At 63.0% G+C, this 24,931-nt stretch carries 22 protein-coding genes and 3 pseudogenes; 14 read left to right on the top strand and 11 right to left on the bottom strand.

The window, feature by feature from the left end:
- Positions 1 to 210 precede the first annotated feature (210 nt).
- The 4 genes and pseudogenes from CUR85_RS03365 to CUR85_RS03350 form a co-directional block, all read right to left on the bottom strand.
- Positions 211 to 1,242, bottom strand: coding sequence for a MaoC family dehydratase (locus CUR85_RS03365; RefSeq protein WP_067261908.1), 1,032 nt, complete (start codon positions 1,240 to 1,242; stop codon positions 211 to 213).
- Positions 1,242 to 1,444 (bottom strand): annotated as a pseudogene (locus CUR85_RS03360) (DUF1737 domain-containing protein). The gene CUR85_RS03365 and the pseudogene CUR85_RS03360 overlap by 1 nt, the downstream one beginning before the upstream one ends.
- Before the next feature lie 19 nt (positions 1,445 to 1,463).
- Positions 1,464 to 2,014 (bottom strand): annotated as a pseudogene (locus tag CUR85_RS03355) (NnrU family protein); the annotation flags it as partial.
- Positions 2,011 to 2,877, bottom strand: coding sequence for an HpcH/HpaI aldolase/citrate lyase family protein (locus CUR85_RS03350; protein WP_067261903.1), 867 nt, complete (start codon positions 2,875 to 2,877; stop codon positions 2,011 to 2,013). The gene CUR85_RS03350 and the pseudogene CUR85_RS03355, both read right to left, overlap by 4 nt.
- A gap of 303 nt (positions 2,878 to 3,180) precedes the next feature.
- Between CUR85_RS03350 and CUR85_RS03345 the strand changes: the two genes are divergently transcribed.
- From CUR85_RS03345 to CUR85_RS03305, 9 genes are all read left to right on the top strand, one after another.
- The gene (locus CUR85_RS03345; protein WP_067261901.1) at positions 3,181 to 3,507 is read left to right on the top strand and encodes a hypothetical protein; all 327 of its coding nucleotides are present in this window, start codon (positions 3,181 to 3,183) and stop codon (positions 3,505 to 3,507) included.
- 177 nt (positions 3,508 to 3,684) lie between these two features.
- The gene (locus CUR85_RS03340; protein ID WP_067261900.1) at positions 3,685 to 4,800 is read left to right on the top strand and encodes a PRC-barrel domain-containing protein; all 1,116 of its coding nucleotides are present in this window, start codon (positions 3,685 to 3,687) and stop codon (positions 4,798 to 4,800) included.
- 154 nt (positions 4,801 to 4,954) lie between these two features.
- Positions 4,955 to 5,917, top strand: coding sequence for a malate dehydrogenase (gene mdh / locus CUR85_RS03335; RefSeq protein WP_067261933.1), 963 nt, complete (start codon positions 4,955 to 4,957; stop codon positions 5,915 to 5,917).
- 249 nt (positions 5,918 to 6,166) lie between these two features.
- Positions 6,167 to 6,550 carry a succinate dehydrogenase, cytochrome b556 subunit gene (gene sdhC, locus CUR85_RS03330; protein ID WP_067261898.1) on the top strand — a complete coding sequence of 128 codons (384 nt, stop codon included), beginning with the start codon at positions 6,167 to 6,169 and terminating at the stop codon, positions 6,548 to 6,550.
- An 11-nt stretch (positions 6,551 to 6,561) separates the two neighbouring features.
- Positions 6,562 to 6,933 (top strand): succinate dehydrogenase, hydrophobic membrane anchor protein, encoded by a 372-nt coding sequence (gene sdhD, locus CUR85_RS03325; RefSeq protein ID WP_067261896.1) that lies wholly within the window; start codon positions 6,562 to 6,564, stop codon positions 6,931 to 6,933.
- Between the two features lie 28 nt (positions 6,934 to 6,961).
- Positions 6,962 to 8,767 carry a succinate dehydrogenase flavoprotein subunit gene (gene sdhA / locus CUR85_RS03320; RefSeq protein ID WP_067261894.1) on the top strand — a complete coding sequence of 602 codons (1,806 nt, stop codon included), beginning with the start codon at positions 6,962 to 6,964 and terminating at the stop codon, positions 8,765 to 8,767.
- Entirely contained in the window at positions 8,767 to 9,102 is a 336-nt protein-coding gene (locus CUR85_RS03315; protein ID WP_067261893.1) for a hypothetical protein, read from the top strand. The genes sdhA and CUR85_RS03315 overlap by 1 nt, the downstream gene beginning before the upstream one ends.
- A 10-nt stretch (positions 9,103 to 9,112) precedes the next feature.
- Positions 9,113 to 9,892, top strand: coding sequence for a succinate dehydrogenase iron-sulfur subunit (locus tag CUR85_RS03310; protein WP_067261891.1), 780 nt, complete (start codon positions 9,113 to 9,115; stop codon positions 9,890 to 9,892).
- A 374-nt stretch (positions 9,893 to 10,266) separates the two neighbouring features.
- A complete protein-coding gene (locus CUR85_RS03305; protein WP_425520107.1) occupies positions 10,267 to 11,862 on the top strand; it encodes an FAD-binding dehydrogenase in 1,596 nt (531 codons plus the stop codon).
- Positions 11,863 to 12,052: 190 nt separating this feature from the next.
- On the opposite strand, the gene deoD is transcribed toward CUR85_RS03305, so the two are convergent.
- The 3 genes from deoD to CUR85_RS03290 form a co-directional block, all read right to left on the bottom strand.
- Entirely contained in the window at positions 12,053 to 12,757 is a 705-nt protein-coding gene (gene deoD / locus CUR85_RS03300) for a purine-nucleoside phosphorylase (protein ID WP_067261885.1), read from the bottom strand.
- 199 nt (positions 12,758 to 12,956) lie between these two features.
- On the bottom strand, positions 12,957 to 13,301 hold the full coding sequence (locus tag CUR85_RS03295) for an H-NS histone family protein (protein WP_067261882.1): 345 nt from the start codon (positions 13,299 to 13,301) through the stop codon (positions 12,957 to 12,959).
- A gap of 83 nt (positions 13,302 to 13,384) precedes the next feature.
- Complete coding sequence (locus CUR85_RS03290) at positions 13,385 to 15,352, bottom strand: protein meaA (RefSeq protein WP_067261880.1); 1,968 nt, start codon at positions 15,350 to 15,352, stop codon at positions 13,385 to 13,387.
- Between the two features lie 165 nt (positions 15,353 to 15,517).
- Here CUR85_RS03290 and CUR85_RS03285 point away from each other — a divergent pair, with 165 nt between their 5' ends.
- The 5 genes from CUR85_RS03285 (at position 15,518) to CUR85_RS03265 (ending at position 21,003) form a co-directional block, all read left to right on the top strand.
- Entirely contained in the window at positions 15,518 to 16,915 is a 1,398-nt protein-coding gene (locus tag CUR85_RS03285) for a 1-acyl-sn-glycerol-3-phosphate acyltransferase (protein ID WP_067261879.1), read from the top strand.
- A 125-nt stretch (positions 16,916 to 17,040) separates the two neighbouring features.
- Positions 17,041 to 18,321 (top strand): crotonyl-CoA carboxylase/reductase, encoded by a 1,281-nt coding sequence (ccrA, locus tag CUR85_RS03280; RefSeq protein WP_067261878.1) that lies wholly within the window; start codon positions 17,041 to 17,043, stop codon positions 18,319 to 18,321.
- Between the two features lie 190 nt (positions 18,322 to 18,511).
- Entirely contained in the window at positions 18,512 to 18,718 is a 207-nt protein-coding gene (locus CUR85_RS03275) for a hypothetical protein (RefSeq protein WP_082851964.1), read from the top strand.
- Positions 18,666 to 19,385, top strand: coding sequence for a helix-turn-helix transcriptional regulator (locus tag CUR85_RS03270; RefSeq protein ID WP_067261877.1), 720 nt, complete (start codon positions 18,666 to 18,668; stop codon positions 19,383 to 19,385). Before CUR85_RS03275 ends, CUR85_RS03270 begins: the two co-directional genes overlap by 53 nt.
- 79 nt (positions 19,386 to 19,464) lie before the next feature.
- A complete protein-coding gene (locus CUR85_RS03265) occupies positions 19,465 to 21,003 on the top strand; it encodes an ATP-dependent DNA helicase (protein ID WP_067261876.1) in 1,539 nt (512 codons plus the stop codon).
- Here CUR85_RS03265 and CUR85_RS03260 read toward each other — a convergent pair.
- The 4 genes and pseudogenes from CUR85_RS03260 to CUR85_RS03245 all read right to left on the bottom strand — a co-directional run bounded on the left by CUR85_RS03260 (position 21,000) and on the right by CUR85_RS03245 (position 24,931).
- On the bottom strand, positions 21,000 to 21,767 hold the full coding sequence (locus tag CUR85_RS03260) for a TIGR02186 family protein (protein ID WP_067261875.1): 768 nt from the start codon (positions 21,765 to 21,767) through the stop codon (positions 21,000 to 21,002). The genes CUR85_RS03265 and CUR85_RS03260 overlap by 4 nt on opposite strands.
- A pseudogene (locus CUR85_RS03255) lies at positions 21,764 to 22,677 on the bottom strand (sulfite exporter TauE/SafE family protein). The gene CUR85_RS03260 and the pseudogene CUR85_RS03255 overlap by 4 nt, the downstream one beginning before the upstream one ends.
- A 114-nt stretch (positions 22,678 to 22,791) precedes the next feature.
- Positions 22,792 to 23,760, bottom strand: coding sequence for an ABC transporter permease (locus CUR85_RS03250; RefSeq protein WP_067261873.1), 969 nt, complete (start codon positions 23,758 to 23,760; stop codon positions 22,792 to 22,794).
- A 34-nt stretch (positions 23,761 to 23,794) separates the two neighbouring features.
- Positions 23,795 to 24,931 carry an ABC transporter permease gene (locus CUR85_RS03245; RefSeq protein ID WP_136720413.1) on the bottom strand — a complete coding sequence of 379 codons (1,137 nt, stop codon included), beginning with the start codon at positions 24,929 to 24,931 and terminating at the stop codon, positions 23,795 to 23,797.

Below are 24,931 nucleotides of genomic sequence, written 5' to 3'. Positions count from 1 at the left end.
TTTCTGTTCCAGTTGCCCCGTAGTATGGGGATGACTTTCGTTCCTGTAAGGGTTTTTTCGGAGAAAGCCGGGTTTGACCAGCTAAAAATGAGTTTTGTGATCACACGATAAATACGTGTGATCACATTTCCGCTCAGCGGCTCCGAATCGGCTGATTTTTGCTTGAATAAGGGGGGATAGGCCGCCCCACCGAAGGGGCGGACCGGCTGTTTAGCGCGGCATGAGCGCCCAGTAATCGAGGTCAAGCAAAACCTCGGGGCGGTATTTTCCGGCCTCATCGCGCAGCTCGAAGGGGGCGCCGCCCTTGGTCGCCACAAGGCGCAGACGCAGCGCGCCGACACCGGGGGCCGCAGTCTCGGCCTTGTCGAGCACTTCGGTCCAGGCACGCACGGTATCGCCCGCAAGGCAGGGGTTGGCATGGGCGCCGCCGTTCAGCCCCACGACCATTTGCGCATTGGCCAGCCCGTTGAAGGACAGCGCGCGGGCCATGGAGATCACATGACCGCCATAGATCAGCCGCGAGCCATCGGGGCGGGCGGAGGTGTCGAAATGCACCTTGGCGGTGTTCTGCCACAGGCGCGTGGCCATCATGTGTTCGGCCTCCTCAATCGTGACGCCGTCGACATGGTCGATCTTTTCGCCGACCACATAGTCGCCCCAGCGGTGCGGCTCCCCGGCGCGGGCGAAGTCGTAATTGGTAAAGTCGAGGCCCTGCGGGATGTGCAATTGATCCACGGTCAGCGCATCGGGCAGATCCGGCAGGGTGGTCTCGGGCGCGGGGGCGTCGAGGTCGCCTTTGCGGACCATGACCCAGCGGACATAGTCGAGCACCTTTTCGTCATTCTGGTTCAGCCCTGTGGTGCGGACCCAAACGACGCCGGTCTTGCCGTTGGAGTTTTGCTTGAGGCCGATGACCTCGCTTTCCGCGCGCAGCGTGTCGCCGGGCCAGACGGAGCGCAGCCAGCGGCCTTGGGCATAGCCCAGATTGGCCACGGCATTGAGCGAGACATCCGGCACGGTTTTGCCAAAGACGATGTGAAAGGCGATCATATCGTCGAGCGGGCTGGCCTTCAGCCCGCAGGACTGGGCGAAACTGTCGGCGGAATAGAGCGCGTGCCGGGCGGGGTAGAGCGCGTGATAAAGCGCGCGTTCGCCCGCACCGACCGTGCGGGGCACCGCGTGATGCAGCACCTCGCCCAGCTTGTAGTCTTCGAAAAAGCGGCCCCGGTTGGTCTTGCTCATCACTGCTCGCCCAATTTGGTGTCGGGCGAATAGGTGCCGGGGCGTCTTTCACCACGGCCTGGCCGCAGCGCATGACCCCGGCCTTGTGGTCCCATGTTTGGGTGGGGGAGCCGTAAAGCTCCCAGCCTTTGTTCAGCGCATCGGTGACCTTGTGGCAAAAGGCGGATGTGTCTTCTTCGGAGAGGAAGCGGTAAACTTTCATGGAAGGCTCCGGGATCAATGGGGAAGGGGATGACGCCGAGCCATGTGTGAATGCCGGCGACGAGAACGAAGAGGATCGTGGAGATCACGATGAGGCGGATATAGGTGGCGCGGCCTGCGTGGGGCGGGGTGTCCAGCCCGGCTCGGCGCGGTTGATCAGGATCACCTCGCTCACCGCCCAGCCGAGCATGGTGCCAAAGAGCAGGATGGAGGCGAGATCGCCGTTGACTAGAAGGTGTGCCGTGGCCCAGATTTTCACCGCCAGCAGTTGCGGGTGACGGGTTTTATAGGCGGGCCATGCCTTGGCGCCCTTAGCAGCGCTGGAGCCGAAGACCCAAAAGGCCAGTACCATCAACAGGTTGTTGATGTGGATGAAGAAGCTGGGCGGGGTCCAGACCGGAATGAATTCCGCTGCGCGATAGCCCCAGATGATGAGGGCCAGCGCCACGACCAATGCGGCGGCCACCGCGCCCCGGCCTGCGGTGCCCATCTGCGCCCGTTGGGCAGGCATCAGGCGTTTGAAGAGATGGGCCCCGATCCAAAGGATCAGGCCGAGGATGAGGATTGTCATGGCGAAGGCTCCGGGCTCATGGCTGCAATTGCCGCCAGTTTTGCCAGTGTTTCGCGGGCGGTGGCAACATGGAGATTTTCCACGATTTTACCATCGACGACCGCCACGCCCTGACCTGCGGCCTGCGCCTCTTCATAGGCGTCGATCTGGCGGCGGGCGAGGGCGGCTTCTTCCTCTGATGGGGTAAAGGCCGCATTGGCGATGTCGAGCTGTGCGGGGTGGATCAGCGTTTTGCCGTCGAACCCCATGTCGCGGCCCTGTGCGCATTCGTCGCGCAGCCCGTCTTCGTCTTTGAACGCGTTATACACCCCGTCGATGATCGCCACGCCATGCGCTTTGGCGGCCAGCAGGCAAAGCCCGAGGCCGGTGATCAGCGGCAGGCGGTCGGGGCGGAAGCGGGTTTGCAGGTCTTTCGCCAGATCGTTGGTGCCCATGACCATGGCCTGCAACTGGCGGTGCCCGGCGATGGCGGCGGCGTTCAGCATGGCGCCCGGGGTCTCCATCATCGCCCAGAGGGGAATGTCGCCCACGATCTCGGCCAGCGCTTCGAGATCGGCGGGCGAGCCGACTTTGGGCAAGAGAATCGCATCGGGGTTCATTGCGGCGGCGGCGCGGGCGTCATCGGCGCCCCATTCGGTATCGAGCCCGTTGATCCGCACCACCCGCATCCGCGTGCCGTAGCCGCCCTCGGCCAGTGCCTCGGCCAATGTTTCACGTGCAGCGATCTTTTCGTCGGGGGAGACGGCATCTTCGAGGTCGAAGATCACCGCGTCGCAGGCCAATCCGCGGGCCTTGTCCAAGGCACGGGGCTTGGAGCCGGGAATGTAGAGAACGGAACGCAGGGGGCGGGTTGTGGCGGTCATGAGAGGCTCCTCGGGCAGGGCGGCGCGCTGGCCGCCTAACATTGTTGCGCACAGAGGGGCATTTTTGTGCGAAAACTTCAAGGCAAAACATGCCGCGACGCAGCGAAGCTGTTGCGGTGATTTCCGCGCGGCGGATTAACCAGTCTTTCAGCCTTGAGGCGCACTGTCCGTTGCATCGCATCTGCGGCAGTTTTCAGCGCAGCGGATGCAGTCATTTCAACCAAGGCTGCTTTGGGGCCGGTGCGAAAGACGGCGCATTGCCATCCCCCAAGGATCACGCCTTTCGATGCGAAGGCAGATGCTATGACAGGTTTCGTTAAATTTCTTCACCTCGCGGCGCTCACCGCCGCTTCGGCGATTGTGCTGGCCACCACGACCGAGGCGCAGACGCCGCGCAATTGCGCGCCGCGCGATCATGTGGTGCTGCGGCTGGCCGATGGCTATGGCGAGACGCGCCAGTCCATGGGGCTGGGCGGCGATAATGCGGTGGTTGAGGTTTTCGCCTCTGACCAGACGGGCAGTTGGACGATCACGGTCACCGGGGTCAACGGCATCACCTGTCTTGTCGCCTCGGGCCAAGGGTTCGAGGCGCTGGCGGAGGAGTTGCCCGCCAAGGGCGAAGACGCCTGAGAGTGGATTATATCGGGAAAGCGCGGGCGGCCTAGGGCCGCCTTTTCTATGTTTGGGGCCTGCCGATGCTTGGGCGAAGTCCCGCCATTTATTTGTGCCGCCGTGGAACTGGAGAGGGCCATCCGGGTTGTGGTTCCAGAAGAGCAAGCAACGCTCATTTTTGGAAGGAGACCTACAATGAAACGTTTTCTGAGCACGACGGCCATCGTATTGACCATGACCGGCGCAGCCTTTGCTGACGCGCATTCCGAAGGCTTTGGCAACGTTGCCGTAGAGCAGACTGATTTCCTTGCATCCGACCTGATCGGCATGCGCATCTACAACTCCGAAGCCGAAGTTGACGCGGCCACCCCCGTTGCCGATGGCGCCGAGCAGGAGTGGGATGATATTGGCGAGATTAACGACATCATCGTGTCGCAGGACGGCGAAGTGACTGCCGTGATCCTCGGCATCGGCGGCTTCCTTGGTATGGGCGAACGTGACGTTTCCATTTCCATGGACAAGATTCGCATCCTGAACGACGAAGGCGGCGAGCGCTTCCTCGTTGTGAACACGTCGAAAGAGATGTTGGAGCAGGCGCCTGAGTTCGAACGCCCCATGATGGATGGCGAGCGGATGGAAGGCGACGCCATGAGCGAGACTGACGCGAACGTCACCGTCATCAATGGCGAGACCGAAGCCGAAGAGATGGCGAACGATGTCGAAGTCGAGACCGAGGAAATGGCCAATGACGTAGAGGCCGAGACCGAGGAACTGGCGCAAGACACCGAGAACGCGGCCGAGAACCTTGAAGCCGAGACCGAAGAGATGGCCAATGACGTAGAGGCCGAATCCGAGGAAATGGCGCAAGAAGCCGAAACCATGATGGAGAACGCCGAAGCCGAGACAGAAGAAGCTGTCAACGAAGCCGAAGCCAACACCACCGTGATCACAGGCGATGAAACCGTTGAGCGTGAACTGCTGCCGCGCCCCGAAGTTGAGCGTGAAGGCTATGCCAACGCCGAAGCCGAGATGATTGAGCAGATGAGCGCCGAAGACCTTGAAGGCTCCTATGTCTATGGTGCCAACGACGAAACCGTGGGTGAGATCGACACCCTGCTGATCGGCGACAACGGCCAGATTGACCGTGTTGTTATCAACGTGGGCGGTTTCCTTGGTCTGGGTGAAAAGCCGGTGGCCGTAACATTTGACGAACTTCAGGTTCTGCAAAATGTGGAAGGTGACGACGTGCGCATCTACATCGACAGCACCGAAGAGCGTCTGGAATCGCAGCCTGAGTACCAAGGCGACTAATTCTTCGCCTAAAGGTTCAGCAATTGGCCGCCCTTCGGGGCGGCCTTTTTCGTGGTGAGGGCAGGGGTTAGCCGCCCGCCAATGCTGCAACTTGCACGGGACCGTGCATTTCGGTATCTCCGGCGCAAATGAAACCTCTGTCGGAGACATGACCATGGCCAGACCCAAAATCGCGCTTATCGGCGCGGGGCAAATCGGCGGCACTCTCGCCCATCTCGCAGCGTTGAAAGAATTGGGCGATGTCGTCCTGTTCGACATTGCCGAGGGCACCCCTGAGGGCAAAGCTCTCGATATCGCGTCGTCGGGCCCCTCGGGCAAGTTCGACGCCACCATGTCGGGCACGCAAGACTACGCCGACATCGCGGGCGCGGACGTCTGCATCGTCACCGCCGGTGTCGCCCGCAAGCCGGGCATGAGCCGCGACGACCTGCTGGGCATCAACCTCAAGGTTATGAAATCCGTGGGTGAGGGCATTGCCAAGCACGCCCCCGACGCCTTCGTGATCTGCATCACCAACCCGCTTGATGCGATGGTCTGGGCGCTGCGCGAATTCTCGGGCCTGCCGCACAACAAGGTTTGCGGCATGGCTGGCGTGCTCGACTCCGCGCGTTTCCGCCACTTTCTCGCGACCGAATTCAACGTCTCGATGAAAGACGTCACCGCCTTCGTTCTGGGCGGCCACGGCGACACGATGGTGCCGCTGGTGCGTTACTCCACCGTCGCCGGTATCCCGCTGCCCGATCTGGTCAAGATGGGCTGGACCACGCAGGACAAGCTCGACGCCATCGTGCAGCGCACCCGTGACGGCGGCGCCGAGATCGTGGGCCTGCTGAAGACCGGTTCGGCCTTCTACGCGCCTGCCACTTCCGCGATCGAGATGGCCGAAGCCTATCTCAAGGACCAGAAACGCGTGCTGCCCGCGGCGGCGCATGTCGATGGGGCCTACGGCTTGAACGGCTTCTACGTGGGCGTGCCCACCGTGATCGGCGCAGGCGGTGTTGAGCGTGTCGTCGAGATTTCGATGAACAAAGACGAGCAGGCGATGTTCGACAACTCCGTCAACGCGGTCAAAGGTCTGGTCGAAGCCTGCAAAGGCATCGACGAGAGCCTCGCCTAAGCCTCACGGCATACGAGTTTTGGAGCGCGTCCCAAACGGGGCGCGCTTTTTCGTTCGGGGGGGGAGTTTTGTGATCACACGATAATCTGCTGTGATCACAAAAACGGGCAGGACCACCTCACTCTGTCATTTTTCCACCGAAACACCGGCCAAACCCCGCAGATTCCCCGCAGTTCCCCGTGACAGTCCTGTAAAAACCGCTATCAAGATGCAAAGCACAGGACAAAGCACAGGACAAAGGACCGCGCCATGGCCGATGTGAACCGGGGTAACCGCCCGCTTTCCCCGCATTTGACGATCTACCGCCCTCAATTGACCTCCATGACGTCGATTCTCACCCGGATCACCGGCAACGCGATGCTGATCACCGCGCTGCTGATCGTGTGGTGGTTCCTCGCCGCGGCCACGTCGCTTGAGTATTTCGACACGGTGAACGGGATCATGACCAGCTGGTTCGGTGATCTGGTCTTTACCCTGTCGCTCTTGGGCCTGTGGTATCACACGCTGGCTGGCGTGCGTCACCTGATCTGGGACACGGGCCGCATGCTTGATATCCCCACCGCGGAAAAGCTGGGCTGGACCGTGCTGATCGGATCGGTCGTGCTGACCATCCTGACCATCATCATCGTTTGAGGAGCGACACCATGGCATACATGACAGATCGCAAACGCGCCCGCGGCCTTGGCTCGGCGAAAACCGGCACCGCGCATTTCTGGGCGATGAAAGTCTCCTCGCTGGCGCTGTTGGTCCTGATCCCGCTGTTCGTCTTTACCTTCGGCAGTGCGCTCGGCGGCAGCTATGAAGAGATCCTTGCCTATTACGCGCGTCCCTTCCCGGCCATCGTGGCGGCGCTGACGCTGATCGTGGGCTTTAAACATTTCAATGACGGCGTGCAGGTGCTGATCGAGGACTATGTCCATGGGCTGGCCAACAAAGTCGCCCTTATCGTGATGACCATCATCAGCTACGGCGCAGCAGCGGTTGGCGTTTTCGCCATCGCCAAGCTCGCCCTGTAACAATACGCCCAAACGGGAGACCGATTAAATGGCAGCATATGAATACGAAACCCACGAATATGACGTTGTCGTGGTGGGGGCAGGCGGTGCTGGCCTGCGCGCGACTTTGGGCATGGCGGAGCAGGGGCTGCGCACGGCCTGTATCTCTAAGGTATTTCCGACCCGCAGCCACACCGTGGCGGCGCAGGGTGGCATCGCCGCGTCCTTGAGCAACATGGGCCCCGACAACTGGCAGTGGCATATGTATGACACGGTCAAGGGCTCGGACTGGCTGGGCGATACCGACGCGATGGAATACCTCGCCCGCGAAGCGCCCAAGGCGGTTTACGAGCTTGAGCATTACGGCGTGCCCTTCTCGCGCACCGAAGAGGGCAAGATCTATCAGCGCCCCTTCGGCGGCCACACCACGGAATTCGGCGAAGGCCCGCCCGTGCAGCGCACCTGCGCCGCCGCTGACCGGACTGGTCACGCGATCCTGCACACGCTCTACGGCCAGTCGCTGAAGCAGAGCGCGGAATTCTTTATCGAATATTTCGCCATCGATCTGATCATGTCGGACGACGGTGTCTGCCAAGGTGTGCTCTGCTGGAAACTCGACGACGGCACCATGCATCTGTTCAGCGCCAAGATGGTCGTGCTGGCGACCGGCGGCTATGGCCGTGCCTATTTCTCGGCCACCTCCGCACATACCTGCACCGGCGACGGCGGCGGCATGGCGGCCCGTGCGGGTCTGCCGTTGCAAGACATGGAATTCGTCCAGTTCCACCCCACCGGCATCTACGGCGCGGGCTGTCTGATCACAGAAGGCGCGCGCGGCGAGGGCGGGTACCTCACCAACTCCGAGGGCGAGCGCTTCATGGAGCGCTATGCGCCGACCTATAAAGACCTCGCCTCGCGCGACGTTGTTTCGCGCTGCATGACGATGGAGATCCGCGAAGGCCGTGGCGTGGGCGAGAACAAGGACCACATCCATCTGCACCTCAACCACCTGCCGCCGGAGACGCTGGACCTGCGCCTGCCGGGCATCTCGGAATCCGCACGCATCTTTGCCGGTGTGGACCTCACGAAAGAGCCGATCCCGGTGCTGCCCACCGTGCACTACAACATGGGCGGCATCCCCACGAACTATTGGGGCGAGGTGCTGAACCCGACTGCGGACAACCCCGACGCCATCGCAACCGGCCTGATGGCCGTGGGCGAGGCGGGCTGTGCCTCGGTACATGGGGCGAACCGTCTGGGCTCCAACTCGCTCATCGACCTCGTGGTCTTTGGCCGCGCCGCTGCGATCCGCGCCGCCAAGATCGTCGACGCCGACAGCCCGGTACCCGCGCCGAACCTCAAATCGGTCGAGAAGGCCTTCGATCGCTTCGACGGTCTGCGCAATGCCAAGGGCGGCACGCCGACAGCCGAACTGCGCCTTGAGATGCAAAAGACCATGCAGGCCGATGCCGCCGTCTTCCGCACCGACAAGACGCTGGAGGAAGGCCGCAAGAAGATGATCGACGTGGCCGACAAGCTGAACGATCTGCATGTCACCGACCGCAGCCTCGTGTGGAACTCCGACCTGATGGAGACGCTGGAGCTGACCAACCTGATGCCCAACGCCACCGCCACGATCACCGCCGCCGCCGCGCGGAAAGAGAGCCGCGGCGCGCATGCGCATGAGGATTACCCTGATCGGAACGACGACGAATGGCGCAAACATTCGCTGGCGTGGTTCGACGGTAACGATGCCAAGCTGACCTACCGCGCCGTGCACCTTGATCCGCTGACCAAAGAGGATGAAGGCGGCATCGACATGAAGAAGATCGCCCCCAAGGCACGGGTGTATTGATGGTCCGCACAGCACTCATCGCGGCCACCCTGCTCGGCCTTTCGGCCTGTGTGGAGGTTCAGCAGGCGGTGGATGACACCGCCCGCCAGACCTCCAAAGGCGTGGTGACCGAGGTTCTGGCCACCCGTTTCCCGCAGGTGCCGAAAGAGCTGATCACCCCCTTCACCGATTGCATCATCGACAATGCCGACGCGCTGGAGCTGCGCGAATTGGCCCGCGCCACCGTGGTTGGCGTGGATGACACAACAGCGGGCACCGTGCGCACCATCCTGTCGCGCCCCGAGACCCGTACCTGCTTGCTGGCCGCCGCGCCCGCAGCCGGTCTGACGCTTTAGGAGACGCATAATGGTTCAACTGACGCTTCCGAAAAACTCCCGCATGACCAGCGGCAAGACATGGCCCAAGCCCGAAGGGGCGACCAACCTGCGCGAGTTCCATATCTACCGCTGGAACCCCGATGACGGGAAGAACCCGGCGCTCGACACCTATTTCGTCGATATGGACGATTGCGGGCCGATGATTCTCGACGCGCTGATCAAGATCAAGAACGAGATCGACCCGACGCTGACCTTCCGCCGCTCCTGCCGCGAGGGCATCTGCGGCTCTTGTGCGATGAACATCGACGGGATCAACACGCTGGCCTGCACTTACGGCATGGAAGAGATCAACGGCGTGGTGAAGATCTACCCGCTGCCGCATATGCCGGTGGTCAAGGACCTGATCCCCGATCTGACCCACTTCTACGCCCAGCACGCCAGCATCCAACCATGGCTGGAGACCGACACGCCCGAGCCGCGCAAGGAGTGGAAACAGTCGATCGACGACCGCGCCAAGCTCGATGGTCTGTATGAGTGCATCATGTGCGCCTGCTGCTCGACTTCCTGCCCCAGCTACTGGTGGAACGGCGACCGCTACCTCGGGCCAGCGGCCCTGCTGCACGCCTACCGCTGGATCATCGACAGCCGGGACGAGGCGACGGGCGAGCGTCTTGATGACCTGGAAGACCCGTTCAAGCTCTACCGCTGCCACACGATCATGAACTGCGCCAAGACCTGCCCCAAGGGGCTGAACCCGGCGGCGGCGATCGCCAACATCAAGAAACTGATGGTCGAGCGCACCGTCTAATCTACCCAATCCGACAGGAAGGCCCGGCCAAGCGCCGGGCCTTTGGTTTTTCCCATGATCCTGCCCTTTGTCATCGTTATCGTCTTTGTGATCGTGCTGATCTTTGCCCGTCGCAACGCGCCCACGCGCGACTGCCGCTGGCGCGAAGACCGGGCGGGGACAAAGGCGCGCTACGCAAATACCACTGCGTCGCCTGCGGGGCCGAAGCCTACCGCAGCGAAGGCCCACCCGACCGCTGCCTCAAAGGGCTCGACACCCCGCGTCTGTGACTTGCTTTTGCCCCCAACCCACCGCAAGCTTGCCGAAACAGGGGAGGCAGCAATGGGTGAGCGTTTCAAAGCAGATGTGATCGTCGTGGGGCGGGTCTGGCCGGCATGGTTGCCGCCCATGAGGCCGTGCTGCGCGGTCGCCGTGTGCTGCTCATGGACCAAGAAGGCCCGCAAAGCCTCGGCGGGCAGGCCTATTGGTCGCTCGGCGGTCTCTTCATGGTCGACACACTCGAACAGCGCCGCATGGGCATCCGCGACAGCGCGGAACTCGCCTATCGCGACTGGATGGGCTCGGCGCAGTTCGACCGCCCCGAAGACGCCAATCCCCGCAAACTCGCGGAAGGGTTCATCGACTGGGCGGCAGGCGACATGCGCGCTTGGCTGCACCAGATCGGCCTGCGCTGGTTCCCGGTCGTCGGCTGGGCCGAGCGCGGCGGGGCAGGGGCCCATGGCCACGGCAACTCTGTCCCGCGATTTCATATCACTTGGGGCACCGGCACCGGCGTCGTCGCCCCTTTCGCGCGGCTGATGCAGGAATACGCGGCAGCGGGCAAACTGCGCCTCGCCTTCCGCCACCGCGCCACCCGGCTGATCACAACGGATGGCGCGGTCACCGGCGTGGCGGGCGAGGTGCTGGAAGACAGCGACGCCCCGCGCGGTCAAAGCACATCGCGAAATGTCACCGGCGACTTTGAGCATACCGCCGAGGCCGTCATCCTCACCACCGGCGGCATCGGCGCCAACCACGATTTGGTGCGGCAACACTGGCCCAAAGACCGCCTCGGCCCCGCGCCGCGCCAGATGGTCAGCGGCGTGCCCGACTACGTCGACGGCAAGATGCACGCCATCGCCGCCGAAGCCGGGGCAGGGCTCATCAACGAAGACCGCATGTGGCACTATTGCGAAGGCGTGCAAAACTGGGATCCGATCTGGCCCAACCACGGCATCCGCATACTGCCCGGACCGTCCTCAATGTGGTTCGACGCGCGCGGCGACCGGATGGAAGCACCCTGCCTGCCCGGCTTCGACACGCTCTCGACCCTCAAACGCATCCTGCAAGCAGGCGAACACAGCTGGTTCATCCTGACGCAAAAGATCATCGAAAAGGAATTCGCCCTCTCGGGATCCGAACAGAACCCCGATCTCACCTCCGGCAAATGGGGCGAAGTCCTGAAAGCACGGCTCGGCAAGGGGGCAACCGCCGCAGTCGAGGTCTTCAAAGAAAAAGGCGCGGACTTCATCGTCGCCGAGGACTTGAAAACCCTCGTTACCCGCATGAACGCCCTCACACCCGAGACCCCCGTCGCCCTAGAGCACATCCGCGCCCAAATCGCAGCCCGCGATGGCCAGTTGGGCAACCCCTTCGCCAAAGACGCCCAGATCACCGCGATCCGCGGCGCCCGCAACTACCGTGGCGACCGCTTGATCCGCACCGCCAAACCCCACGCCATTCTCGATCCGGCCAACGGCCCGCTCATCGCTGTGCGCCTCAACATCCTCACCCGCAAATCCCTCGGCGGATTACACAGCGACACCCAAGGCCGCGTGCTCACGCCTGCGGGCACCATCCTCCCCGGCCTCTTCGCAGCCGGAGAGGTCTGCGGCTTCGGCGGCGGCGGCTACCACGGCTACAACGCCCTCGAAGGCACCTTCTTAGGTGGCTGCCTCTACTCCGGCCGCCTCGCCGGCCAACACGCCTGAAAGACGCACCACACCCCCTCCCTTCATCCTTTCCCAAATACCTTCCGCACTCTCCCCACACGCGAGCGCCAACCAACGAAGCACCCCACCGCTCACACCACCCGCCAAGCCACGAAAAAAGGCGCGACCCCCGCCGCGCCCCTTCATCCTTTTTCAAATACCAACCCCGCCCTTTCAGCAGGCGCCGCACTCAGGCAAAGGCCGCCTCCAGCGCAATCTCGACCATATCGCCAAAACTCTTTTCGCGATCCTCCGAGGGCAGCGCCTCGCCGGTCTGCAAATGATCGCTCACCGTCAACACCGCCAAGGCACGCCGCTTGTGCCGCGCGGCCAGCGTGTAAAGCTCCGCTGCCTCCATCTCGACACCGAGGATGCCATGGCGCACCATCTGCTCATCGAGATCGGGGCGCTCCGCATAGAAAACATCCGAGGAATAGATCCCGCCTACATGGGTCTCGGCCTCCAGCTTTTCGGCGGCAGCGACAGCAGCGCTTAAAAGGCCGTAATCGGCGCAGGGGGCGTAGTTCAATTCGCGGAAAATGCCGGAGGAGGGCGAGGTGATGGTGCTGGCCGTCATGGCGATGATCACGTCGCGGATGCCGACATGGGATTGCATGCCGCCACAAGAGCCGATGCGGATCAGGGTCTGCGCGCCATATTCGGTCATCAACTCATTGGCGTAGATCGACAGCGACGGCATGCCCATGCCCGAGCCTTGGATCGTCACCCGGTTGCCGCGCCATGTGCCGGTAAAGCCGAGCATACCGCGCACTTCGTTGACCAGTTCGGCCCCTTCGAGAAAGGTCTCCGCCGCCCATTTCGCGCGGTAGGGGTCGCCGGGCATCAATACGGTTTCGGCGATATCGCCGGGTTTTGCGCCAATATGGACGGTCATTTCTGTCTCCTGATGTTTGGCGCATTTTGCCCGCGCAAGGCGGGCTTCACAAGGGCTGCGGTGGGGCAGGGGGCGTGACGTAAACTTCCGCTCGGCGCCGTGCGGGCGGTGACTATCGAATTCACATTTCCGTTAGCAATAAAAAAGCGCCGGTGAATTGCTATTCAACCGGCGCGAAATTCCCGTATTTCGGGAAGTATTAAACCCGCATCGTTTCCGGATCGGCACCATTCTCTACTTGGGCGCGGAACCAATTTGGCTGGCGGCCTTTTCCAGTCCAAGTCTGGGACGGGTTTTCCGGATTGGCGAACTGGGGTTTCGATTTCGGACCGGCGGAGGCTTTGCGCGGCTTCTTGGCCTTCTTGGGCGCGGGGGCCTCATCAGCTAACTCATTCAGGGAAAAGCCATATTCCGCCGCTGCCTTTTGCGCCGCCTTGCGGGCGGCGCGGCGTTCGCGCGCCTGTGCGGCCTGCAAGGCCTTTTTGACATCCGACAGAAGTTTCTCCAGTTCCTTACGGCCCATGGATTTCAGGTCTTTTTCCATATCTGATATTTCCTTTCCAGATTGTGCTGGTAGAGGGAATTATAGCGCCAATAGGTTAATTGCACGATGTATTTTGTGTCAGCCTATTCCGCCGCCACCGCTTTGGGATCGGCAAGCGTAATAATATCCTGCATGATGACGTTCAATTCGAAGTCCTTCGGCGTATAGACCTGCGCCACCCCGGCGGCGCGCAAACGGGTGGCGTCGGCCTCGGGAATGATGCCGCCGACGATGACGGGAATATGGGTCAACCCGGCCTCGGCCATGCGTTTCATTAGGTCTTCGACCAAGGGCACGTGAGAACCCGAGAGGATCGACAGGCCGACCACATGGGCGGCTTCCGTTTGTGCTGCTTCGACGATCTCCGCAGGGGTCAGACGGATGCCTTCATAGCTGATGTCCATGCCGCAATCGCGGGCGCGGACGGCGATCTGTTCCGCCCCGTTTGAGTGGCCGTCGAGCCCTGGTTTGCCGACGAGGAATTTCAGCCTGCGGCCCAATCTGTCGCTGACCGCGTCTACCGCATCGCGCAGGTCGTCCAAACCTTCGGTCTTGTTAGACTGGCCTGCGGAAACCCCTGTGGGGCCACGATATTCCCCGTGAACGGCGCGCATCTGCGCGGCCCATTCGCCGGTCGTCACCCCGGCTTTCGCGGCGGCGATGGAGGCGGGCATGATGTTCTCGCTCCCCTGCGCCGCGGCGCGCAGATCGGCCAGCGCCTGTTTCACGGCACCCGCGTCGCGCGCGCTGCGCCATGCGTCGAGCCGTGCGAGCTGGTCGGCCTCGGCGCCGGGGTCGGATTGCATGATATCGCCCGCGCCGGTCATCAGGGGCGAGGGCGCGCCTTGCTGCCATTTATTGACGCCCACCACGACGGTTTCGCCGCTTTCGATACGCCGCAGCCGGTCGGCATTGCTTTCGACCAAACGTCCTTTCATGTAATCGATCGCGGAAATCGCGCCGCCCATCCCGTCGAGATTCGCCAATTCGGCCCGCGCGCCTTCTTTCAGCAATTCGACCTTGGCATCGACCGCCGGGTTGCCGTCGAATAGATCGTCGAATTCCAAAAGATCCGTTTCATGGGCCATGATCTGCTGCATCCGCATCGACCATTGTTGATCCCAGGGGCGGGGCAGGCCGAGAGCTTCGTTCCATGCGGGCAATTGCACGGCGCGGGCGCGGGCTTTTTTCGACAGGGTCACGGCCAGCATTTCGATGAGAATACGGTAGACGTTATTCTCGGGCTGTTGTTCGGTCAGCCCCAGCGAATTGACCTGCACCCCATAGCGGAAACGACGGAATTTTGGGTCTTCAACCCCATAGCGCGCGCGGCAAATCTCGTCCCAAAGGTCTACAAAGGCGCGCATTTTGCACATCTCGGTGACGAAACGGATGCCTGCGTTCACGAAGAAGGAAATGCGGCCCACCAATTTCGGGAAATCCTCTGCCGGGACGCGGGGTTTCAGCGCGTCGAGCACAGCAGTGGCGGTGGCCAGAGCGAATGCCAATTCCTGTTCCGGCGTCGCGCCTGCCTCTTGCAGGTGGTAGGAACAGACGTTCATCGGGTTCCATTTCGGGACATTCGTATAGCAGAATTCGGCCACATCCGCGATCATCTTGAGCGATGGCGCGGGCGGGCAGATGTAGGTGCCGCGGCTGAGGTATTCCTTGATCAGGTCGTTTTGCACCGTGCCTTGCAGCTTTGAGACATCCGCGCCCTGTTCCTCGGCCACCGCGATATAGAGCGCCAGCAGCCAAGGGGCGGTGGCGTTGGTCGTCATCGAGGTGTTCATCTGTTCCAGCGGGATGCCGTCAAACAGCGCGCGCATATCGCCGAGGTGGTTCACCGGCACGCCTACTTTGCCCACCTCGCCACGGCTGAGCACATGGTCGCTGTCATAGCCGGTTTGGGTCGGCAGGTCGAAGGCCACGGAAAGCCCGGTCTGCCCGCGCTCGAGGTTCGAGCGGTAAAGCGCGTTGGACGCGGCGGCGGTGGAGTGGCCCGCATAGGTGCGAATGAGCCAGGGGCGGTCTTTCTGCGGTTGGGTCATCGTGGCCTCATGAATCTGGGTGGCAATAAAGTTGCGTCATGATGTTGATACGGGAAATAATATGCCTCTGTCAATTCGCTGCGTTGCGGCATCACTCGGGCCGCTTGGGCGGGCGGGAAACAGATAAATATTGTCCTCTCGCCCCTGCGCTGTAAGGGTTAAGCCATGACGCAGACTGTGCAATTGCCCCTTTGGCTGTTCATCCTCATCGTGGTTTTCGCAGCCGTCACGGCGCTGAGCCATTTTCTGCTGCCTTCGGTGCGTTGGTTCTTTCGCCGGCGGCTCGAACGGGCGGTGGCGCGGTTGAACAAGCGGCTGACGCGGCCCATTGAGCCCTTCAAACTGGCGCGGCGGCACGACATGATCCAGCGACTGATCTATGATCCGGAGGTCAGCCAAGAAATCGTCAACTATGCCCGCAGCAACGGCGTGCCGGAAAACGTGGCCTTTCAAAAGGCGCGGGAATATGCGCGTGAGATCGTGCCGCGGTTTTCGGCCTTCGCCTATTTCAGTTTCGGCATCCGCTTGGCGCGGCTGTTGACCAATACGGTCTACCGGGTAGAGACGGCGGTGAGTAACGAGACGACATTCGCCGCGCTGCCGCGGGATGCCACGGTGGTCTTTATCATGAACCACCGGTCGAACATGGATTACATGCTGGTGACCTATCTCGCCGCGCGGTCTTCGGCGCTGAGCTATGCGGTGGGGGAATGGGCGCGGGTTTGGCCGCTGAGCACGCTGATCCGCTCCATGGGGGCTTACTTCATCCGCCGCCGGTCGCGCGGGGCGCTCTATCGCAAGGTCTTGGCGCGCTATGTCCAGATGGCCACGACGGGCGGGGTGACACAGGCCTTCTACCCCGAGGGTGGGTTGAGCCTGACCGGGGCCTTGCAGCCGCCGAAGGTCGGGCTTTTGTCCTATGTCGTGGATGGCTTCGACCCCGAGGGCGCGCGCGACATCATCTTTGTGCCCGTGGCGATTAACTATGACCGGGTGCTGGAAGACCGCGTATTGATCGCCGCCGGGCAGCGCGGAGACCGGCGTTTCGGAGCGCGGATCACGGTTGTTGTGGGCTTCGTGCTGCGCAAGATGTGGCGGCGGCTGCGCGGGCGCGACACGCGTTTTGGCACGGCGGCGGTGACTTTTGGCGATCCGCTGTCGTTGCGTCGCACCGGGGCCGGGGTGCCGGTCTCGGAGTTGTCCGAGATGTTGATGGACCGGATCGCGCAGGCGATGCCGGTGCTGACCGTGCCGCTGATTGCGCGGGTGATGTTGCAGGCCGCGCGCCCGATGAAGGAGGCCGATCTGCTGGCCGAAGTGGCCGCCACTTTGGAGAAAATGCCACCGCGCAACCGGGTGCCGAAGCCGGACGTCCTGCCCGAACGGGTCGCCCGCGCTGTCGCGCGGCTGAAGAAACGTAGCGTCATTTCCGAAGGCCCAGAGGGGCTGGAGATCGTCGAGGGGCAGGGGCCTGTTTTGGCCTTCTACGCTAATTCCATTGCACATTTCCCCTCGGAGGATGCTGCACCTGCGGCAGAAATTGCTGCGACTGCTGGGTCATAAAATTACAAACGGCGGTATCTAGGGGTTGCATTGTTGCGCGGCGGATCATATCCCGAAAGGGAGCCGCCGCGATTCTGCGGTGCGGCACAGACCTTGTAGACACCGATCACCGGCAGGAGGCCCACATGGCACTGGATACGAAACACGCCGAATATGACGCCCCGCAAAAGGACCTCTATGAAGTGGGCGAGATGCCCCCGATGGGGCATGTCCCGAAACAGATGTATGCTTGGGCGATCCGCCGCGAACGGCACGGCGACCCGGACAGCGCGATGCTGCAAGAGGTGGTCGACGTGCCCAGGCTCGACAGCCAAGACGTGCTGGTCCTCGTGATGGCGGCGGGCATCAACTACAATGGTGTCTGGGCCGCGCGCGGCGTGCCGATCAGCCCCTTTGACGGCCATGGCGAGCCTTACCACATCGCGGGCTCCGATGCCTCGGGCATCGTCTGGGCGGTGGGCGACAAGGTGACCCGCTGGAAGGTCGGCGACGAGGTGGTGATCCACTGCAACCAAGACGATGGCGACGACGAGGAATGCAACGGCGGCGACCCGATGTATTCTCCCAGCCAGCGGATCTGGGGCTACGAGACGCCCGACGGCTCTTTCGCGCAGTTCACCCGGGTGCAGAGCCAGCAGCTGATGCCGCGGCCCAAGCACCTGACATGGGAAGAAAGCGCCTGCTACACGCTGACGCTGGCGACCGCCTATCGGATGCTCTTTGGCCATGAGCCGCATGACCTGAAGCCCGGCCAGAACGTGTTGGTCTGGGGCGCTTCCGGTGGCCTCGGCTCCTATGCGATCCAGCTTATCAACACCGCGGGCGCAAATGCGATCGGCGTGATCAGCGACGAGAGCAAGCGCCAGTTCGTGATGGATCTGGGCGCCAAGGGCGTGCTGAACCGCAAGGACTTCAACTGCTGGGGCCAATTGCCCACCGTGAACACGCCGGAATATGCCGAGTGGTTCAAGGAAGCGCGCAAATTCGGCAAGGCGATCTGGGACATCACCGGCAAGGGCGTGAATGTCGACATGGTCTTCGAGCACCCCGGCGAAGCGACCTTCCCGGTCTCAACCTTTGTCGTGAAAAAGGGCGGCATGGTGGTTATCTGCGCTGGCACAAGCGGGTTCAACCTGACCTTCGACGTGCGCTACATGTGGATGCACCAGAAGCGCTTGCAGGGCAGCCACTTTGCCCACCTCAAACAGGCGAGTGCGGCCAACAAGCTGATGATGGAGCGGCGGCTCGACCCCTGCATGTCCGAGGTCTTTAGCTGGGCCGATCTGCCCGAGGCGCATATGAAGATGATGCGTAATGAGCATAAGCCGGGCAATATGTCGGTACTGGTCCAAGCCCCGACGACCGGGCTGCGCACGCTGGAAGACACGCTGGTCGCCCGCGACTAAGCGACACGGATCGGCTAAGATGAGACCCCCGTGGCTTCGGCTGCGGGGGTTTTGCGTGGCACCCTGTCGAAACAGAGGCTTAGCGCCCGAAGCCCCGCTATTTATGGGGGGCAGAAAGCGCGGATGGTGCAAAATTTCGTACATGCTATGGTTGTATTAATCTGCCATTAACCAAAGCTGGGCGACCCTCATGCGAGATGATTGGATATTGGACGTTTTGGCCGATCTCAGGGCTTTTGCCATGGCGAACCAACTGCCGCGCACGGCGGAACAGTTGGACGACGCGGCGCTGATCGCTCTGGCTGAGATGTCCTTGCAACGCGAAAGGGCCATGGGCCGGACGCATGAGGATAGAGCCGCATCTGGAACGGATTTGGGAAAGGCTGGCGCAGGCTGATGGCCAGCCCGCCCTTGGGCAGGCCTGCAAAGATCTGCGCGATCACTATGGCATTCTGCACGTCGTCTATCACTGGGTCGACACGGCGGGGGTGCAATATGGCTGCGGCACCTATGGCGCGCTCTGGTCTGAGCGCTATCAGGCGCATAACTACCTGCGCATCGATCCCGTGGTCGCGGGCTGCTATCGCCGGTTCGAGCCGGTGGATTGGAAAGACCTCGATTGGTCCTCTCGCGCGGCGCGGCAGTTTCGCCGGGATGCTTTGGACCATGGGGTTGGCGATCAGGGGTTCTCGGTTCCGATCCGGGGGCCGCATGGGCAATTCGCGCTTTTCACCACGAACCACAGTTGCACCGATCGGGTTTGGGCCGCTTTCACCGCGCGGCACCGGCGCGATCTGATCTGGGCGGCCCATTGTTTCAATGAAAAGGCGTTGGCGCTGGCCCCGGAGCGGGCGCCGGGTGCGGTGCAGGCGCTCTCCCCGCGCGAGGTGGATGCGATGACCCTGCTGGCGGTGGGCTATAGCCGCGCGCAGGTGGCTGACCGTCTGTCGATCTCGGAACATACGCTGCGGGCCTATGTGGAAAGCGCCCGCTTCAAACTGGGGGCGTCCAACACCACCCATGCGGTCGCCCGCGCGCTGAGCCGGGGGCTGATCGTCGTCTGAGGCGGATAATCCACATGAATCGCAGGCGCGCGGGGCAAAGCCATCTGGCCCCCGGCGCGGGCTCATTTAGGGTCGCCCAATGACATCTACCGCGCTCACCTATTCCGAAGACCAAGCCGCCGCCCATGACAAGGTGGCCGATATGCTGCGCTCTGCGGGCATCGATCTGGACGACTCGCTTTTGATGCCGCCTGCGGGCGGGCCGGATCAGGTGATGGCGGTGACCGGCAAGGCCGGATCGGGCAAAACCCTGCTGCTGGCCGAGCTTTACCGCGCGCTGGAAGGGGCCGGGGTCGAGATCGTGTCGGGCGATTACGAATCGCGCAAGAAGCGCGAGAAGCGGACCTTGGCGATCCTCGCGCCCACCAACAAGGCGGCGAGCGTGCTGCGGTTGCGCGGGGTGCCTGCGACGACGATCCACCGCATTCTCTATACGCCGGTCTATCACCCTGAATACGAGCGCATCGCCGAATGGCTGACCGGCAACGGCGAGAAGCCCGAGATCGAGGGCCTCAGTGAAATGGCGCTGGACCGCGCGGCGGCGTTTTTCGCGAACAACAAGTCCGTGCCCGGTGCGCTGGCGGCGGCGGGGCTCAGGGGCAGTGATTTCATCACCGGCTGGAAGCGGCGGGAAGAGCCATTGGACATCGGCTTTGTCGACGAAAGTTCGATGCTGGACGACAAGCAGTTCGAGGATTTGAAAGAGATCTTCCCGACGCTGCTGTTGTTCGGCGACCCGGCGCAGTTGGCACCGGTGGGGCAGTCGGGCACGATGGTCTTCGAGAAACTGCCCGAAAAGCGCGTGTTGAACCTCAACCGCATCCACCGGCAAGAGGCCGACAACCCGATCCTCGATCTCGCCCATGCGCTGGCCGATCCGCAGTTGGAGTTTCATGACTTTGAGCGGATGATCGAAGACGCGGCGCGCAAGGACGACCGCGTGGTCTGGGGCCAGCGGGTCGAAGTCGATCTCATGGCGCGCAGCCCGGTGCTGGTCTGGCGCAACGCGACGCGCATCCGGCTCATCAATGCGTTCCGCAGCGTGCATGGCGCGCCGGAGGATGCGTTGCTGGCCGGTGAGCCGCTGATCTGCGACGGGATCGAACTGCCGCTGAAACACCGCAAGAAACGGCTGGATCTTGAGGCACGGGGCCTGATCAAGGGCGCGCAGGTGGTCTATCTGGGCGAGGGGCGCAAGCCCGGCTTCAGCCGCTTGCATGTGATCGGCGCCGAAGACCCGCAGGTGAGTGCCGCCTCGATCGTGAAGATCGAAAAGCCGGATGAGGAAGAGCCCTTCATCCCCTTCGCCGCCCGCATGGGGGCGACCTTTCTGCACGGGGCGGCGGTGACGATCCACAAGGCCCAAGGCAGCCAGTGGGAGAATGTGCAGGTCTTTGCCCCCGATCTCTATGCCGCCGCGCGGATGGGGCGGAGCGAGGCGGGGCAGCCCCTGTGGAAACGGCTCGCCTATGTGGCGATTACGCGCGCTCAGGAACGTCTGATCTGGGTGGTGCGCAACCGGCTCAGCAAGCCTTCGGGGCCGCTGCGGGTGGATGATCTGCGGGCCGCGCCAGCGGCGGCGCTGACGCTTGAGGCGACCGAGGATGGCGCGGCTTAGCGGCGCATGAGGCCGAAGACGGCCGAAGCGCCCCAGCCCGCCGCAACTGCGATGAAGAGCGACAGCAGCCCGTAAAGAAACGCCTGTTGATGGGCAAGGTTGAATAGCCAACGCTCCATCCCGACTTTGCGCACGTCGATGATCGTCTCATACTGCGCTACCACATCGCCGCCGCGCGTGAGGAAAATCCGCGTGTCATAGGCCCCTTCGGTGAGCGAGGCGGGCAGGGCGACGGCGGCGCGGAAGAGGGTCTGTTCATCCACCTTCACCCCGTCTTCGATAACCTGGTACAGGTTCGCATCCTTACGCACGCGGATCAGCGCGTCGGTGAATTGGGTGGGGTCCGCGATCTCCATCGGGGCGCCGACCGACCGGATGGCGCGGGGGATGGAAATGCGGTGGCGCAGGTCTTCGATGCGTTTGAGCACCTCGGCCAGCGGGCCAGAGGTGACCACGGCGTAGAAGCTCGGCGCGCGGTCGACCTCAACCGCGGCGGTGTTCACCCAGATGCCAAAGCGCCGCTCTTTCCGGCGCACCATGACCGGGGCCGAGGGGCCGGAGACGGTGATGACCACTTCGAGCGGCGCGCCATCGGGGATCGGGGTTTCGCGTTTGACGGCCCCGTAGACGAGGATCTCGGACCCGTCGAAATTGGTGGTGATGGAGACTTCGGCCTGGCTGAGGCCAAGCACGATTTCCTCTTCCGCCGTGGCGGTCAGGGCCGTGAAACACAGGCCAAGGAAGGCGACCAGCGCGCGCATCATTCCGCGGCCACCGGGCTGAGAGAATAGAGTTCCGCCGGTTCCAGCAACAGGTCGAGCGCCAGCTTGCCGCAGACCGCCAAGACCAGCACCGCGAGCAGGATGCGGAGCTGTTCGGCCTGCATCCGCACGCCGATCCGCGTGCCCACCTGCGCGCCGAGCACACCGCCCACCAGCAGCAGCACCGCCAGCACGATGTCAACCGTCTGGTTGGTGGTGGCATGGAGCATGGTGGTGAAGCCGGTGACGAAGATGATCTGCAACAGCGAGGTGCCGATCACGACTTTGGTTGGCATGCCGAGCAGGTAGATCATCGCAGGCACCATGATGAAACCGCCGCCCACGCCCATGATCGCCGAGAGCATCCCGACCGCCGCGCCCACCAGCACCGGCGGGATTACTGAGATATAAAGGCCCGAAACCCGAAAGCGAATTTTGAACGGCAGCCCATGCACCCAATAGTGTTTCTTGCGTTTGACCCGGCCCCCTTGCGGGTGCGGCGGATGGCGCGGAGCGATTCCACGAACATCAGCCCGCCGATAATGCCAAGGAAGACGACATAGCAAAGCGTCACCAGCAGATCGACTTGGCCGAGCGATTTCAGGTAGTTGAAGATGAACATGCCGATGCCGGAGCCGATCAGGCCCCCGGCCAGCAGCACCCAGCCCATTCGGAAATCGACCGTCTTTCGCTTGAGATGCGCCAGAAGCGCCGAGAAGGAGGAGGCCACGATTTGATTGGTCGAGGTCGCCACCGCCACGGCGGGCGGGATGCCGACAAAGAACAGCAGCGGCGTGATCAGAAACCCGCCGCCGACGCCGAACATGCCCGACAGGATGCCCACGATGCCGCCCAATCCCAAAAGGAGGAAGGCGTTGACCGATACTTCGGCAATGGGCAGGTAGATTTGCATGACGTTTCCTAGCCCCGAACGGCCGCGCAGTTCAACATAGCTTGTCGCGGTGAGGCGACCACTTTGACAGGTTGCGCCGATCCGGCCCTCGGGTGCAAGGGCCGGAAGGAAGTGTCAGCGTTCTTTCACATAGGGCTCGCCACCCGCGCGCGGCGGGATCGCTTTTCCGACAAAACCGGCGAGGATCACCACGGTCATCAGGTAGGGAAGGGCGCCCAGAAGCTGGCCCTGCACCTTGATGCCGATGACCGATTGGATCACGTCCGGTCGCGTTTCGAGCGCGCCGAAGAGGCCGAAGAGCAGCGTCGCCCAGAGCGCGTACCAGGGCCGCCACTTGGCGAAGATCAGCGCGGCCAGTGCGATGAAGCCGCGGCCCGCGGACATGTCCTTGACGAAACCCGCCTGCAGCGCGGTGCTGAGGTAGGCGCCCGCCACGCCGCAGAGCAGGCCCGCGATGGCCACGGCGGCATAGCGCAGACCCACGACCGAGACACCGGCGGTGTCGACGGCGGCGGGGTTCTCGCCCACGGCGCGCAGGCGCAGGCCGAAGCGGGTGCGGAACAGGATCCACCACGTCAGCGGCACGGCGAGGAAGGCGGCATAGACGAGGATCGAATGGCCCGAGATCAGCTCTTCGTAGAGCGGGCCGATGATCGGCACGCTCTCCATCGCCTCAGCGAAGGGTAGGGTGATCGGCTCGAACCGCGCGCCGCCGAAGAGCGAGGGCGTGCGGCCCCCTTGGGCGAACCAGTCCTGCGCGATCAGCACAGTCATGCCCGCGGCGAGGAAGTTGATCGCCACGCCTGAAATCAGCTGGTTGCCGCGGAAGGTGATCGAGGCGAGGCCATGCACGGCGCTCAGCGCCAGCGAGGAGGCGATGCCCGCCGCCAGACCCAGCCAGACCGAGCCGGTGAGCGAGGCCAGCGCCGCCGAGAAGAAGGCCGCGGCCAGCATCTTGCCCTCGAGCCCGATGTCGAAGACGCCTGCGCGTTCGGAGAAAAGACCGGCAAGACAGGCCAGAAGCAGCGGCGTGGCCAGCCGCACGGTGCTGTCGAGCAATTGGATGAGCGTGATGTAGTCCATAGGTCAGACCCGCTTTCTCAGGGGGTATAGGGGCTCATTCCGCGCTCTCCGACTGGGCGCTGCGGGGGCCGGGTTTGGGCGGGCCGGGGCGGCGGAACATCAAGAAGAGACGCTCCAGCGGCATCCGCACCATGTTGTCGAGCGCGCCGGTGAAGAGGATCACGAGCGCCTGGATCACGACGATCAACTCGCGCGGGATCGAGGTCCAGAGCGCCAGTTCCGCGCCGCCTTGGTAGAGGAAGCCGAAGAGCAGGGCGGCAAAGAAGACGCCCACCGGGTGCGAGCGGCCCATCAGCGCCACGGCGATGCCGATAAAGCCCGCGCCCTCGGTCGCGTTCAGCACCAGACGTTCGCTTTCGCCCATGACGTTGTTGATCGCCATCAGCCCCGCCAGCGCGCCCGAGATAATCATCGTGATCATGGTGATGCGCACGGGCGAGATGCCCGCGTATTTCGCCGCCGGCTGCGAATGGCCGTAGGCGCGGATTTCATAGCCCAGACGGGTGCGCCAGATCAGCATCCAGATCGCCACACATGCGCCGACGGCCACCAGCAGCGAGACGTTGGCGGGTGCGGATTTGGAGAAGGCGATGCCAAGGGGGGCAAGGAGTTCGTGCAGGGTCGGCAGATGCACGGCCTCGGGGAAGCGGGCGCTGGCCGGGTCCATGCTGCCCGGCGGGCGCATAAGGTTCACCAGAACGTAGTTCAGCAGCGCCGCGGCGATGAAGTTGAACATGATCGTGGTAATCACGACGTGGGAACCGCGCTTGGCCTGTAGCCAGCCGGGGATCGCGGCCCAGACCGCGCCCAGAAGACCGGCCATGACGCCGCAACCGATCAGTGCCAGCGTCCAATGCGGCCAGGGGATGTAGAGCGCGGCCAGCGCCACACCGAGGCCGCCGAGCATCGCTTGACCTTCACCGCCGATGTTGAACAGCCGCGCGTGGAAGGCCACGGCGACGGCAAGACCAGTGAAGATGAAGTTGGTGGCGTAGTAGAGCGTGTAGCCCCAGCCATAGGTCGAGCCGAGCGCGCCCTTGACCATGAGGTTCACCGCCGCGACCGGGTCTTCGCCGATCGACAGGATCACCAGCGCCGAGAGCACGGCGGCCAGCAGGAGAGAGATCAGCGGCACGAGGATCACCTCGGCCCATTTCGGCATCACGTCCAT

The sequence above is a fragment of the Sulfitobacter faviae genome (assembly GCF_029870955.1).
Lineage (GTDB): Bacteria > Pseudomonadota > Alphaproteobacteria > Rhodobacterales > Rhodobacteraceae > Sulfitobacter > Sulfitobacter faviae.
This window is presented reverse-complemented; position numbering and strand designations above follow the sequence as displayed.

Excerpts from the sequence above, each read along its gene's own strand:
- CUR85_RS03350 (WP_067261903.1), bottom strand. The coding sequence starts at position 2,877 with ATGACCGCCACAACCCGCCCCCTGCGTTCCGTTCTCTACATTCCCGGC.
- CUR85_RS03340 (WP_067261900.1), top strand. The coding sequence starts at position 3,685 with ATGAAACGTTTTCTGAGCACGACGGCCATCGTATTGACCATGACCGGC.
- ccrA (WP_067261878.1), top strand. The coding sequence starts at position 17,041 with ATGGCACTGGATACGAAACACGCCGAATATGACGCCCCGCAAAAGGAC.
- mdh (WP_067261933.1), top strand. The coding sequence starts at position 4,955 with ATGGCCAGACCCAAAATCGCGCTTATCGGCGCGGGGCAAATCGGCGGC.
- CUR85_RS03345 (WP_067261901.1), top strand. The coding sequence starts at position 3,181 with ATGACAGGTTTCGTTAAATTTCTTCACCTCGCGGCGCTCACCGCCGCT.
- CUR85_RS03285 (WP_067261879.1), top strand. The coding sequence starts at position 15,518 with ATGACGCAGACTGTGCAATTGCCCCTTTGGCTGTTCATCCTCATCGTG.
- sdhC (WP_067261898.1), top strand. The coding sequence starts at position 6,167 with ATGGCCGATGTGAACCGGGGTAACCGCCCGCTTTCCCCGCATTTGACG.
- CUR85_RS03295 (WP_067261882.1), bottom strand. The coding sequence starts at position 13,301 with ATGGAAAAAGACCTGAAATCCATGGGCCGTAAGGAACTGGAGAAACTT.
- deoD (WP_067261885.1), bottom strand. The coding sequence starts at position 12,757 with ATGACCGTCCATATTGGCGCAAAACCCGGCGATATCGCCGAAACCGTA.
- CUR85_RS03245 (WP_136720413.1), bottom strand. The coding sequence starts at position 24,931 with ATGGACGTGATGCCGAAATGGGCCGAGGTGATCCTCGTGCCGCTGATC.
- CUR85_RS03290 (WP_067261880.1), bottom strand. The coding sequence starts at position 15,352 with ATGACCCAACCGCAGAAAGACCGCCCCTGGCTCATTCGCACCTATGCG.
- CUR85_RS03260 (WP_067261875.1), bottom strand. The coding sequence starts at position 21,767 with ATGATGCGCGCGCTGGTCGCCTTCCTTGGCCTGTGTTTCACGGCCCTG.
- CUR85_RS03310 (WP_067261891.1), top strand. The coding sequence starts at position 9,113 with ATGGTTCAACTGACGCTTCCGAAAAACTCCCGCATGACCAGCGGCAAG.
- CUR85_RS03250 (WP_067261873.1), bottom strand. The coding sequence starts at position 23,760 with ATGGACTACATCACGCTCATCCAATTGCTCGACAGCACCGTGCGGCTG.
- CUR85_RS03270 (WP_067261877.1), top strand. The coding sequence starts at position 18,666 with ATGAGGATAGAGCCGCATCTGGAACGGATTTGGGAAAGGCTGGCGCAG.
- CUR85_RS03315 (WP_067261893.1), top strand. The coding sequence starts at position 8,767 with ATGGTCCGCACAGCACTCATCGCGGCCACCCTGCTCGGCCTTTCGGCC.
- CUR85_RS03265 (WP_067261876.1), top strand. The coding sequence starts at position 19,465 with ATGACATCTACCGCGCTCACCTATTCCGAAGACCAAGCCGCCGCCCAT.
- sdhA (WP_067261894.1), top strand. The coding sequence starts at position 6,962 with ATGGCAGCATATGAATACGAAACCCACGAATATGACGTTGTCGTGGTG.
- CUR85_RS03365 (WP_067261908.1), bottom strand. The coding sequence starts at position 1,242 with ATGAGCAAGACCAACCGGGGCCGCTTTTTCGAAGACTACAAGCTGGGC.
- CUR85_RS03275 (WP_082851964.1), top strand. The coding sequence starts at position 18,512 with ATGCGAGATGATTGGATATTGGACGTTTTGGCCGATCTCAGGGCTTTT.
- CUR85_RS03305 (WP_425520107.1), top strand. The coding sequence starts at position 10,267 with ATGGTTGCCGCCCATGAGGCCGTGCTGCGCGGTCGCCGTGTGCTGCTC.
- sdhD (WP_067261896.1), top strand. The coding sequence starts at position 6,562 with ATGGCATACATGACAGATCGCAAACGCGCCCGCGGCCTTGGCTCGGCG.